Genomic DNA, 12,109 nt, shown 5'->3' with positions numbered 1-12,109 from the left:
AAAAGAAAAATGAACAAATCAATCCGCTTCTTATCTATCTTAACTATAGTATTTCTTGGAATTTTATTTACCAATACTATAAGTAAATCAAACGAACCTACCATTAAAAATGTGTCAGAAAGCTACGAAGTTAAAGCTTTAAAACTACCTAACGATTTAAATTTAGCTGGAGAACGAGTTCCTATTGAAAAACCTGACATTAGAGAACGAATGGATCGAGAGCTTTTAGTAAACACCTATTGGCAGTCTAATGGATTGTTACTTATAAAACGTGCTAATAAATACTTTCCTATTTTAGAACCTCTACTAGAAAAATATGGCTTACCTGACGATTTTAAATTTTTAGCCTTGGCTGAAAGTGGATTTATTGATGAAACATCACATGTAGGAGCAGCTGGTATGTGGCACTTTATGAAGCAAACAGGTAGAGAGTATGGGTTAGAAATTAACAGCAACGTTGATGAACGTTACCATATAGAAAAATCTACCAAAGTAGCTGCTGAATACTTAAAAAAATCAAAAGAGCGTTTTGGTTCTTGGACACTTGCAGCAGCTGCTTATAACGCTGGTAACTATGGAATTTCTAAAAGATTAGATGCTCAAGGGGTAACTAGCTACTATGATGCTTTATTACCTGATGAGACTGAACGTTATGTTTTTAGAGTCTTAGCCTTAAAAGAAATTATTTCTAATCCTAAAGAGTATGGTTTTGTTTTCGACCAAGAAGATTTATATACACTACCTGAAACATATACAGTAAAAGTAGATACTGCCATTAGTAACATTGCTTTATTTGCTAAAAAGTTTGGAACCACTTACAAGGAACTTAAATTACATAATTCTTGGTTACGAGAAAATAAGTTAAATAACCGTAGTAGAAAATTATACGAAATTAAAATTCCTGTTAAATAGCAGGAACAAACACTTTTAGTTTTTTACATTTTATTTTTAGCTGGGTGGTATATCCAAAAATAACGTAACAACCATTTATAAAACTTTTTTTACTCTACCTACAATTCTAGAGTCTAATTGTACTTTAATTCCGTGAGGATGAGTCGCTGATTTGGTTAAAATTTTACTTACTACACCACTTGTTAATTCACCCGTTCTTTGATGGTGTTTCTGTACAACTTCAACCTTTGCTCCTATGGTAATATCTTTTTTATGGTTACCGTTTTTCATTTTATTAAATTATTTTTAAATACATTAAATAAGAAAGCCTATCAATATTGATAGGCTTTACTCATTAAAAAATTAACTAGTAATAAATATATATTATAATACTCGTACGTTTACTGCGTTTAATCCTTTTTTTCCATCTTGTAAATCGAATTCAACCTCGTCGTTTTCACGAACTTCGTCGATTAATCCTGAAACATGTACAAAATGTTCTTTGTTTGATCCTTCTTCTGTAATAAATCCAAATCCTTTTGATTCGTTGAAGAATTTTACTATACCTTTATTCATTATAAAAAATTATGTGTTGTTTACTTAAGTGTCAACAACATTTATTGTGTTGCAAATGTAGTGCCAAATTTTTTAATAACACATAAAATACTCATTTTCTTTCACTTAATAAGTAAAAAAGCTCATTCTTTCGAATGAGCTTTTTTACTTTTCTTCATAACTTATTTTCTATTGAAAATCAGTGTTTAATTTAATGTAATCTAAAAATTCACGTTTAGTTTCTTTGTTTTTAAATGCTCCACCAAACTCAGCAGTTACTGTACTACTTTCAATATCTTTAATACCTCGTGAGTTAACGCACAAATGTTTAGCATCTATAACACAAGCAACATCTTGAGTTCCTAATGCTTCTTGCATGGCTTGTACTACTTGCATTGTTAAACGCTCTTGTACTTGCGGACGCTTAGCGTAATACTCTACAAGACGATTCATTTTAGATAAACCGATTACTTTACCATTTGAAATATACGCAACGTGAGCTCTACCAATAATTGGTAATAAATGATGCTCACATGTTGAATATACAATAATGTTTTTTTCAACTAACATTTCACCGTACTTGTAAGTATTGTCAAATGTTGATGCCTTTGGTTTGTTTTTTGGGTTTAACCCCATAAACAACTCATTTACGAAAGCCTTGGCAACTCTTTTAGGAGTTCCTTGCATACTATCGTCTGTTAAATCCATTCCTAAAGTTTCAAGAATTTCTTTAACACTTTCTTGAATTCTTTCTATTTTTTTGTCGTCAGAAATATCGAAAGCATCTGCACGTAAAGGTGTTTTAGCCGACGTAGCAATGTGGTTCTCTCCTATTTCGTCAATTCTATCGTCATTCATTTTGTTGTTGTTCACTTCAAACATTTCTATCTAAAATTAGTAGGGCGCAAATTTACAACATTGTTGGTAATTTACTGCACTTTATTTATCAATTCGTCTAAAGAACAAGTAGTTTGCTCTCCTGTAGACATATTTTTAACAACAAGCGTACCGTTTTCAACAGTGGTCACTACAAACTCAATTTCTCTATTGGTAGCATATTTCCACTGCTTTTTTTGCTGGTTGTTACTGCTTGCCACATCTGGATACATTTCTGACTTTATATTGTTTTGTCGTAATGTTTTTATGGCTTTTATTTTATCTAAACTCTCGTTTTCCTCAAAATTTAAAAACAATACTTTAGGTTTTGGCAATTCTACTGCTTCAAACAGTCCTAATTCTTCCATCACCAAGTAAATTCTATCCAATCCAAAAGAAATTCCTACTCCAGAAACATCTTTTAAACCAAAAATACCTGTCAAGTCGTCATAACGACCTCCACCACCAATAGAACCCATTTTTACACCTTCAGGTGCTGCTACTTCATAAATAGCCCCTGTGTAATAGTTCAATCCTCTAGCTAAGGTTACATCTAATTCTAAGCTTGCTGAATCTAGTCCTAAACTTTCTACGTTATCAACTACAGTTCTTAAATCAGCCACTCCTTGTAACCCTTCTTCCGACCCTTGTAACATTGCCTCTAAAGAAGCTAACTTATCTTGATTACTTCCTGAAAAATTAAATAACGGATCAACTTTTTCAATGGCTTCAGCAGAAATTCCTTTCTCCAACATCTCCTTTACTACACCGTCTTTTCCTATTTTATCTAACTTATCTAAAGCCACTGTAAAATCAATCAGTTTGTCTGATGCTCCAATTACCTCAGCAATTCCAGATAAGATTTTTCGGTTGTTGATTTTGATAGTCGTACCTTTTAATCCTAACTTACTAAAAACGGTATCATATAATTGTACAAATTCAACTTCTTGCCATAATGAGGTACTTCCTACTACATCGGCATCACATTGATAAAACTCACGGAAACGTCCTTTTTGAGGTCTATCAGCTCTCCAAACGGGTTGAATTTGGTAACGCTTAAACGGAAACGTAATTTCGTTTTGGTGTTGTACTACGTAACGTGCAAACGGTACTGTTAAGTCGTAACGTAAGGCTTTTTCAGAAATTTTTGATGTCACTTTTTGACTGTCTTTGTCTGCCAATAAGTTTTCATCTACTTTTTTTAAATAATCACCAGAATTCAAGATTTTAAAAATCAATCTATCCCCTTCTTCACCATATTTTCCCATCAATGTTGAAGAGTTTTCAAAACTTGGTGTTTCAATAGGTTGAAATCCAAAATTTTCAAACGAATGTTTAATTGTATTGAAAATATAGTTTCTTTTTGCTACTTCTGTTGATGAAAAATCTCTTGTTCCTTTTGGGATTCCTGGTTTCATTTTATTGGTTTTTAGTCGTTAGCTCTTAGCCGTTAGTTGCACTAAGTACTAAAGTATATTTTATAATCACGGAATTTTAATTATGAATTAATTGACAATTCGTAATTGTTAACTCGTAATTTGATTTGCATTTTAGCCTGCAAATATCCGAAAAAATATGAAGAAAAATGTTATTTAGCGGTCGCTTTATTTTTGTGTTTTAAACGGTAAATTGTAGCGTTTAACTCAAAACCTAAGAGTAGAATAATGGCGTTTAACCACACAAACAGCATTAAAACTAACAGCGTACCAATTGAACCGTATAGCTGATTGTATTGCGCAAACTTAACTACATAAATTCCAAATAAGTAAAAGGTAAACATAGATACTACTGTAGTTAAAATAGCACCTGGAGAAAAGAATTTCACATCTTTACCTTGTTTGGTTCCGTATCTAAAAAGTAGCGATACAATGGTAAAAATCATCACTAAAAACAAAAAACCTCTTCCGTAGTAAAACAAGTCTAAATCTCCTGTGTTTAACCATCCAATTTTGTGAATTCTTGTTAAGGCTATTTGATAAAAAATAATAAGTGTTACCGTTACGATTAAGAAAAATGACATTAGCAACGATACTGCTAACGAAATAAAATAAGCTCTTAAAACATTTCTCACTTCTGTAACATGGTACGAATATTCAAACCCACCAAATATTGCATTTACACCATTGGTCATTAAAAAAATAGAGGCTAAAAAACCGAAAGATAATAATCCACCATATTGATTGTTAATAATATCTTTTATCACAAAATCTACCGCTTCAAAGGTTTTTGGTGGTAGTGCTTCTTGCATTAATGAGAGTAGTCCGTCTTGAAATCCCTCAATTGGGATGTAAGGAATTAATGTTAAAATGAATAATAAGAATGGAAAAATCGCCATAAAGAAACTAAAAGCAATACCTCCTGCCCTTGTTGTTAATGCTCCTTTTACAATACCTATAACATACATTTCGAGCACATCGTACAAAGACATTCCTTCTAACCCTGGAATTTTAATTTTCTTTCCAAAGGCCACGAGCCAGTTTATTACTGGAATTTTCTCAAGGTTTTCTTCTATCTGTTTAGTCATTTTCTTTTTGGTTGCAAAGTGTTTCTAGTTTCAGAGATTCTAAGTTACAAAGTGTTTTTAGTTGCAAAGATGCTAAGTCTTTTTAGTTTCAAAGTTGAGTAGTGTTACTGTATCAAAGTTGCATAGTTTTTATCGTTTTTCCTTTAGCTTTCTTATTAAACTTGATAGCATTCTTTCTATCTCTCTTGATTCCTCATAAAGTCTGTCAAAAGATTCTTTTGAAATATACTCTAAGTTTGAAGAAATTTCAAGTTGCGTTTGTAATTCAAACAACGAAGCCACTCCAATACCCCCAACCACATTACTCCACCACAATATCATATTTATATAACAATCCTACAATATTCTCATTGGAAAATTTAGCTTTTTTAACCCTATTATTTTCAGGGTCAATCGCAAAATTAGTAGCAGTTGTAAAATCTGCTTTTTCTAAATTCGTCTGATCAAAAATTGCTCCTTTTAAATCACAATCTTTAAAGACACCTCTACTTAGGTCAGCTTCAACAAAATCTACTTCTTGCAAATTACAACTTATAAATTTTGTAGTAGGAATTTTTAATTGGTAAAAAGAAGATACGTTTAGTTGGCAGTTATGAAAGCTCATTTCTAGCAAAAAGTTGTTGCATTCATTAAACTTTACCCCAACCATTTTACAGTTTTCAAAAGTGCAATCTTTAAAAAAAGTGTGGTTTACCACTGTATTACTAAAATTACAGTTGATAAACTCACACTCTAAAAATTCGATATTAGAAGCATGTACGTTCTCAAAATTGCAATTCTCGAACGTACAGCTATCATATTCTCCTTTGTTGATTTTTGTTAGTGTAAAATCAACTTTTGTGAACGTTTCGTTGTCAAAGAAATCATTCATTTATTGTAATCCTCTCGCTTTTAGCATTGGTTCAGCTTGTGGATCTCTTCCTGCAAAAACTTTATACATTTCTGCATAATCCATCGTGTTTCCTTTCGATAAGATTTGTTCTCTAAACTTCTGACCGTTTTCTCTAGTTAACAATCCGTTGTTTTTAAACCAATCGTACGCATCATGACTTAGCATTTCTGTCCATAAATACGAATAGTATCCTGCACCGTATCCTCCGCTAAAAATATGTGCAAAATATGTTGAACGGTATCTTGGTGGTACCTCATCAATCTTCAACTTCATTTTAGCTAATGCCTCTTCTTCAAATTTAGCCACATCTTCAATTCTAGTATCTGCTGAAATAGTGTGCCATTGCATATCTAAATTAGAAGATGCTAAGTTTTCTATAATTGAATATCCTTGGTTAAACGTTCCTGCATCTTTAATTTTTTGTAATAATGCATCAGGAATTACTTCTCCTGTTTTATAATGCAACGCATAGTTGTTTAATACCTCTGGATGTGTTGCCCAGTTTTCGTTAAACTGCGACGGGAACTCTACAAAATCTCTTGCAGTACTTGTTCCTGAAATTGATGCATATTTTTGATTTCCGAATAAACCGTGTAACGCGTGTCCGAACTCATGGAAGGTAGTTTCTACATTATCAAAACTAATTAATGCTGGTTCTCCTTCTGCTGGTTTAGGATAGTTACAAACATTGTAGATTACTGGCTTTTGACCTCTTAATTTAGATTGCTTTACAAAAGCACTCATCCACGCTCCTCCTCTTTTACTATCTCTTGCAAAGAAATCTCCGTAGAACAATCCTAACTTACTACCATCTTCTTCAAAGATTTCATACACTACCACATCTGGGTGATAGGTAGGAATGTCGGTACGCTTTTTAAAGGTGATTCCGTATAATTTTGTTGCAGCATAAAACACTCCTTTTTCTAACACGTTGGTTAACTCAAAGTATGGTTTTACCTCATCTTCATTTAAGTTGTACTTAGACTTACGTACTTTTTCAGCAAAATGATTCCAATCGTATGGTGCTAAAGTAAAGTCGTTTCCTTCTTTATTGATTTCTGCTTGAATTTCTTTCGTTTCAGCTGCTACTTTTGATAACGACCCCGGAATTAATCCGTTGAACATTTCAAATACTTTATCTGGTGTAGATGCCATTGTTCCTTGTAAGCTCCAACTAGCAAAATTGTCAAAACCTAAAATCTGTGCTTTCTTAGCACGTAACAAAGCCATTTTCTTTACTAAATCGCTTGTATCATAATCGCCAGCATCTGTTCTGTGAATAGATTTTTCAAACAATTCTTTTCGAACTTCTCTATTTTCTAAAGTTTGTAATAAAGGTTGTTGTGTGGTATTAATTAGTTGGATTTCGTACTTACCGTCTTTCTCTAAACCTTTAATTGTTTCTTCTGAAAGTCCTTTTAACTGTTCTTTATCCGTAACCGTTAAACCTCCTTTTTTACTCGCGTCTAGTAACTTTTTTCCGAAGTCGTTAGATAAACTTGCTAATTCTGCATTGATTTCTTTTAACTCGTTCTTTTTTTCTTCAGATAAGTTAGCTCCTGCTTTTACAAACTTTTTATACTGTTCTTTTACCAAGTGTTTAGACTCTGCATCCAACTCTAAGTTGTCTAAATTATCGTGTACCGCTTTTATTTTTTCAAACAACTTGGTGTTTAATAAAATTTCATCGTTGTGCTTAGAAAACTTTGGAGCTAATTCTTTTTGATTGTCTTTAATCGTATCGTTAGTATGTGCTCCTGCTAAAGCGTAAAAAACTGCCTCAACATTATCTAACGTTTTGCTACTTTCTTCAAAAGCTATAATTGTATTTTCAAATGTTGGCGCTTCTGTATTTGCTATAATTTTAGCAATTTCTTCATTTTGAACTTCCATACCTTTTAAAATTGCAGGCATAAAGTGTTCGTTCTTTATTTTGGTAAAATCAGGTGCACCATAAGGTAAACTGCTTTTTACTAATAATGGGTTTTCTACCATGTTTGAAGTGGTTTCTTTTTTAGTTTGCTCTGTTTTACACGACATAGCTACTACTAGCGTTGCTATGAGTAATAGTTGTTTTTTCATGATGTAGTAAGTTATATTAATCGACTGCTTTTAAGCTTAAATCCATATTATATACTGAATGTGTTAAGGCTCCAGACGAAATAAAATCAACCCCACATTCTGCGTATTCTCTAATAGTCTTTTCGTTGATTCCTCCAGAAGATTCTGTTAAACATGTATCTCCTATCACTGCTACCGCCTTTCGGGTATCTTCATAGTTAAAATTATCTATCAAAATTCTGTACACCCCTTCGTTTTGTAAAATTTCTTCAATTTCTTCTAAACTGCGTGCTTCCACAATAATTTTAATATCCAATCCTTTTTCCGCTAGGTATTTCTTAGTCTTGGTTATTGCTTGTGTAATTCCACCTGCAAAATCAATATGATTGTCTTTAATCATTACCATATCGTATAAGGCAAATCGATGGTTTTCTCCACCTCCTATTTTTACTGCCCATTTTTCTAAAGCACGGATTCCTGGTGTTGTTTTACGAGTGTCTAACACCTTTGTTTTGGTTCCTTCTAACAGGTCTGCAAAAAACTTGGTTTTGGTTGCTATAGCACTCATACGTTGCATGGCATTTAACACCAAACGTTCTGCCATTAATATAGATTGTGATTTTCCTGATACGTAAAAAACAATATCTCCGTACTTTACGGGTGCTCCATCATTTATTAACGTTTCAACTTTTAAATCGGCATCTACATAGTTAAACACCATTTTGGCAAATTCTACTCCCGCTATTATACCTTCATCTTTTACTAATAGCTTTGCTTTTCCTGTTGCGTCGGCAGGTATGCATGATAATGATGTATGGTCTCCATCTCCTATATCTTCTCTAATAGCATTGGCTATAATTAAATCTAACTCTTTATTAAATTGTTCTTGTGAAATCATAGTTTTGAATTGTTGAGGTAAAAATACAATTATTTTTAGTTCTCTGTTTTGAGTTTACTGCTTATTGTTGTGTAATTTTTACCTTTCTTTACTAACAAAATTCTAAACCTGTTACAGGTTGTTTTTCATTTTCTACTACTTTATGTGTTTGGTATTTGTTTAGTGTATTATTTTATATATGATACATTGTACTTTTTGATAAGTTTTTGTCAATTCGAGTGAATTTTACGATTGAAATGAGTAAAATTTGTATCGAGAAAAAGAGTTATAGCGTTTAAATTAGTTCTCGATACTATTTTTGTTTTTTTTTAATTTTAAAACATACAGTAACGTCTGCAAATTGAGTCTCCATTTCCAACAACACGTTAAAAAACTAACAATCAATCATTAAAAACAAACACAAGAAAAAACCTTACTTTTATTCCTTTAATAATTAAAATTAAAAATGACGTTGAGAAAATCTATTTCACTTGTACTGTTTACATTCTTGTTCTTCTCTTGTACTAGTAAAAAAAGTAATGAAGTTCCTAAAGCTTTAAATGAATTAATTGTTTGCATAGAAAACTATTCTGATAATCAAATTGCATTAAGAAAAGAAGCTAGCTATCAAAACATTGATAAAAATCTCTATACATCAAAAAAGAAAATAGACACTATTAATATAAAATTAAATAAAGGTGATTTTATTTATTTAAGTCATAAAAAAATTGTTCCCGATACTCTCTTTTTAGGTAAAGGTGACAGCATAAAGATTAAAGCTTATGAAGACAGAATAGAATATACTGTTAACTCCTACAACCAAAATAACAAACGGTTTAAAGAAGTTTCACAAAAATTAAAGCAAGATAGCACCTATCAAAACTTCAAAAAACAAATAGATTCCTTAACTAATATCTTTTATTCTATAAAGCACAATAAAAGGCCGATGATAGGTAATAATGATTATCAAAAATTTGTTAGCTATCCTGTAAAAGTAAACAGAGATGTGTACCCTTCTAAACATGAAGAAGAAAAAATTCTTTTTAAACTATTGAACAAACTTTACGTGTACAAAATTTATTTTTTTAAAAAACAAGAGCTACCTAATGATTTAAAAGTGCATTTAAACTTTAAATCATTGATAGAGTATAATAATAAACTATCGGTGTTTCATAGTTTTTTTAAGTCAAAAGCAGCTAAAGACAAACTCAATTCAACCATTTTTATAAACGACAGCCTTCTTTTAAACCCCTATTCTAAAACATTAATGCTTTCTTTCTTAAGAAAGAATGTAATTAAATCTAAACCTACATATTCACGTTCTAAGGAATACGTTAATTATGTAGAGGCTTTTGATAATGCTCCTTTATATTTTAATGACTCACTTACAAAATATGCTCGGTTTTTAAGTATTGAAGCTATGATTAATTTTGGAGAATCTTTTAATGTTACTAAATCAAAATTTAATGAGTTTAAAAACAAATACCAAGATGACAAATTAAATACTATCCTAGAAGACAAGTATTTACTTGATATTGATATATTTGATAATATTAAGAATGATGTAAAACTTATAAATCATAATCAAGAAATAAGTTCTTTGAATGATTTAATAAAGAACAACAACGGCAATTATATATTTATCGATTTTTGGGCTAGTTGGTGTTTCCCATGTAGGGAATCTATGCCGGACTATCAAAAGGTGATACATAAATTTTCAAAAGAAAAAATCACTTTCCTTTACCTTTCTATTGACAAAAATAAAGACAGCTGGTTGAACGCTGTAAAAACTGAAAATATGGAAAGTTATCAGCATAGTTATATGGTGCTAAATCAAGAGAGTGCAAACTTTTTAAAATCAATTAAATTGGTTAATATTCCAAGATATATACTTCTTGATAAACAAGGAAAAATCCTTCATGAAAATGCTCCTGGTCCTAAAGGTGATGAATTAACTATTTTTTTGAACAAATACCTAAGTAAGTAATATTAAACCTAAACATATAAAAATAAAAACCGAACATTTTAGTTCGTTTTTTTTAATAACTAAATATCAAAACCTTGCATGTATTATTCTTGAAGAAAAGAACTATAGCGTTTAAATTAGTTCTCGATAGTTCTACTGAGCGAAGTCGATGTATGATTTTCGTACCTCAAAATCACTCGAACTGACAGGTTTCCTATATTCTTGTTTCAAAAGGCACAACAAGTTTAATCTATTCGTTTTCTTTGCTTGTCCAAAGAAAAGAATCAAAAGAAAAGACACTTTTTCTTAGGATTTTTTCAGTTTTCACTGAAAACCATTTATCAAACTTTGCGTTGTTTTTTTCATTAAAAAAACAACTGAATTTCAAAGCTTTGACTGCATTATTCTTGAGAAAAAGAGTTATTGCGTTAAAATTAGTTCTCGATACTATTTTTCGTACCTCAAAATCACTCGGACTAACAGTTTCCTATATTCTTGTCTCAAAAAGCACCAACTGGTTTGACACTCTTGATTTATTTTCTTGCTTTTACGACTGTTTTTTACTCCTTCTTGTTTGTTTTTTATATTTTGCTATCTAAATACTAACCGAATTTTAAAACTTACGTGTTGTAAAGAATAAGAAATTTTCTTTCAACTTATAACTACTCTTATATCATGGCAATAAACTATCCTTTTGGTCTTCCGTTAAAACATAATTTTGCTGAGTTTGTACACTACAACGGTTTATTTCTTCCGCATGAAACGGATAGAATTTTGAATTTATGGAATGAGAATCAAAAAATTAAGGCTACGCTTAGCGGAGCAAACACTTATGATGATGAGCTTAGAAAAAGCGATGTGATGTTTATTGATAATACTCCTGAAAACGAATGGATTTACAACCGATTGGCTGGTTTGGCTATTAAGTGTAATAACGAACGGTATTGGTTTGATTTATTGGGATTTCACAATTGTTTGCAATTGGCTAGCTATACTGAGGGTGATTTTTTTGATTGGCATTTGGATTTTGGTGCGGGTGAAATTTCTGATAGAAAACTGAGTATTTCTATGCAGTTATCTGACCCTGATGAGTATGAGGGTGGTGATTTACAGTTTATGCTGAATCAAAAAATTGTAAGTGCTCCTAGAGAGAAAGGTACCATCATTGTTTTTCCTTCTTTTATGATGCACCGTGTTACTCCTATTACCAAAGGGGTTCGTAAGTCTATTGTGGGTTGGGTTGCAGGACCTCCATACAGGTAATTTTTTAGTCGTTAGTTGTTAGTTCTTGGGAGTTAGCGATTTATTTCTATGTAAAGTTCTTATGATGTTACGGCAATTGCCTTTGATAAAAAGGTCTGCGCCGTAGTGTTAGCGGAGCATGCCGTAATATCAGCGACCCGTGCCGTGGTGTCAGCGACCCGCGCCGTGGTGTCAGCGACCCATGCCGTGATATCAGCGACCCAT

12 protein-coding genes are annotated in these 12,109 nt (G+C 31.8%); 3 read left to right on the top strand and 9 right to left on the bottom strand.

Translation table 11 applies throughout. From position 1 onward, the window contains the following. Window positions 1–9 precede the first annotated feature (9 nt). Window positions 10–912: a lytic transglycosylase domain-containing protein gene (locus MK851_RS14930; protein ID WP_303506614.1), complete on the top strand. Its 903-nt coding sequence runs from the start codon at window positions 10–12 to the stop codon at window positions 910–912. A gap of 75 nt (window positions 913–987) precedes the next feature. Here MK851_RS14930 and MK851_RS14925 read toward each other — a convergent pair whose 3' ends face one another. The 9 genes from MK851_RS14925 to nadC all read right to left on the bottom strand — a co-directional run bounded on the left by MK851_RS14925 (window position 988) and on the right by nadC (window position 8,697). After that, the gene (locus MK851_RS14925) at window positions 988–1,182 is read right to left on the bottom strand and encodes a YwbE family protein (RefSeq protein WP_320244731.1); all 195 of its coding nucleotides are present in this window, start codon (window positions 1,180–1,182) and stop codon (window positions 988–990) included. Between the two features lie 93 nt (window positions 1,183–1,275). Beyond that, entirely contained in the window at window positions 1,276–1,467 is a 192-nt protein-coding gene (locus MK851_RS14920; RefSeq protein ID WP_115902247.1) for a cold-shock protein, read from the bottom strand. 168 nt (window positions 1,468–1,635) lie between these two features. Beyond that, a complete protein-coding gene (gene folE, locus MK851_RS14915; protein ID WP_408034049.1) occupies window positions 1,636–2,304 on the bottom strand; it encodes a GTP cyclohydrolase I FolE in 669 nt (222 codons plus the stop codon). 71 nt (window positions 2,305–2,375) lie between these two features. Further along, complete coding sequence (gene hisS, locus MK851_RS14910) at window positions 2,376–3,740, bottom strand: histidine--tRNA ligase (RefSeq protein ID WP_320244728.1); 1,365 nt, start codon at window positions 3,738–3,740, stop codon at window positions 2,376–2,378. A gap of 170 nt (window positions 3,741–3,910) precedes the next feature. Continuing rightward, window positions 3,911–4,846, bottom strand: a complete 936-nt coding sequence (locus tag MK851_RS14905) for a YihY/virulence factor BrkB family protein (RefSeq protein ID WP_320244726.1) — start codon at window positions 4,844–4,846, stop codon at window positions 3,911–3,913. Between the two features lie 129 nt (window positions 4,847–4,975). After that, complete coding sequence (locus MK851_RS14900) at window positions 4,976–5,167, bottom strand: four helix bundle protein (RefSeq protein WP_303506625.1); 192 nt, start codon at window positions 5,165–5,167, stop codon at window positions 4,976–4,978. After that, window positions 5,148–5,717: a pentapeptide repeat-containing protein gene (locus MK851_RS14895; RefSeq protein ID WP_320244724.1), complete on the bottom strand. Its 570-nt coding sequence runs from the start codon at window positions 5,715–5,717 to the stop codon at window positions 5,148–5,150. Before MK851_RS14895 ends, MK851_RS14900 begins: the two co-directional genes overlap by 20 nt. Continuing rightward, complete coding sequence (locus tag MK851_RS14890; RefSeq protein WP_320244722.1) at window positions 5,718–7,820, bottom strand: M3 family metallopeptidase; 2,103 nt, start codon at window positions 7,818–7,820, stop codon at window positions 5,718–5,720. It abuts the gene before it with no gap. A 16-nt stretch (window positions 7,821–7,836) separates the two neighbouring features. After that, window positions 7,837–8,697 (bottom strand): carboxylating nicotinate-nucleotide diphosphorylase, encoded by an 861-nt coding sequence (nadC, locus tag MK851_RS14885; RefSeq protein WP_320244719.1) that lies wholly within the window; start codon window positions 8,695–8,697, stop codon window positions 7,837–7,839. Window positions 8,698–9,142: 445 nt separating this feature from the next. On the opposite strand from nadC, the gene MK851_RS14880 reads away from it, so the two are divergent. Both MK851_RS14880 and MK851_RS14875 read left to right on the top strand, forming a co-directional pair. Continuing rightward, window positions 9,143–10,663, top strand: a complete 1,521-nt coding sequence (locus MK851_RS14880) for a TlpA disulfide reductase family protein (RefSeq protein WP_320244716.1) — start codon at window positions 9,143–9,145, stop codon at window positions 10,661–10,663. A gap of 654 nt (window positions 10,664–11,317) precedes the next feature. Further along, window positions 11,318–11,905 (top strand): 2OG-Fe(II) oxygenase, encoded by a 588-nt coding sequence (locus MK851_RS14875; RefSeq protein ID WP_320244713.1) that lies wholly within the window; start codon window positions 11,318–11,320, stop codon window positions 11,903–11,905. The last annotated feature ends 204 nt before the right edge of the window (window positions 11,906–12,109 follow it).

This window comes from Tenacibaculum sp. 1B UA, assembly GCF_033978845.1.
Classification (GTDB): domain Bacteria; phylum Bacteroidota; class Bacteroidia; order Flavobacteriales; family Flavobacteriaceae; genus Polaribacter.
Note: the sequence above shows the minus strand (reverse complement) of the source record. Positions and strands in the feature narration are given on the sequence as shown.

Coding starts and splice junctions, on each gene's coding strand:
- MK851_RS14875 (WP_320244713.1), top strand. CDS start 11,318: ATGGCAATAAACTATCCTTTTGGTCTTCCGTTAAAACATAATTTTGCT.
- MK851_RS14920 (WP_115902247.1), bottom strand. CDS start 1,467: ATGAATAAAGGTATAGTAAAATTCTTCAACGAATCAAAAGGATTTGGA.
- MK851_RS14930 (WP_303506614.1), top strand. CDS start 10: ATGAACAAATCAATCCGCTTCTTATCTATCTTAACTATAGTATTTCTT.
- nadC (WP_320244719.1), bottom strand. CDS start 8,697: ATGATTTCACAAGAACAATTTAATAAAGAGTTAGATTTAATTATAGCC.
- folE (WP_408034049.1), bottom strand. CDS start 2,304: ATGAATGACGATAGAATTGACGAAATAGGAGAGAACCACATTGCTACG.
- hisS (WP_320244728.1), bottom strand. CDS start 3,740: ATGAAACCAGGAATCCCAAAAGGAACAAGAGATTTTTCATCAACAGAA.
- MK851_RS14890 (WP_320244722.1), bottom strand. CDS start 7,820: ATGAAAAAACAACTATTACTCATAGCAACGCTAGTAGTAGCTATGTCG.
- MK851_RS14905 (WP_320244726.1), bottom strand. CDS start 4,846: ATGACTAAACAGATAGAAGAAAACCTTGAGAAAATTCCAGTAATAAAC.
- MK851_RS14895 (WP_320244724.1), bottom strand. CDS start 5,717: ATGAATGATTTCTTTGACAACGAAACGTTCACAAAAGTTGATTTTACA.
- MK851_RS14900 (WP_303506625.1), bottom strand. CDS start 5,167: ATGATATTGTGGTGGAGTAATGTGGTTGGGGGTATTGGAGTGGCTTCG.
- MK851_RS14925 (WP_320244731.1), bottom strand. CDS start 1,182: ATGAAAAACGGTAACCATAAAAAAGATATTACCATAGGAGCAAAGGTT.
- MK851_RS14880 (WP_320244716.1), top strand. CDS start 9,143: ATGACGTTGAGAAAATCTATTTCACTTGTACTGTTTACATTCTTGTTC.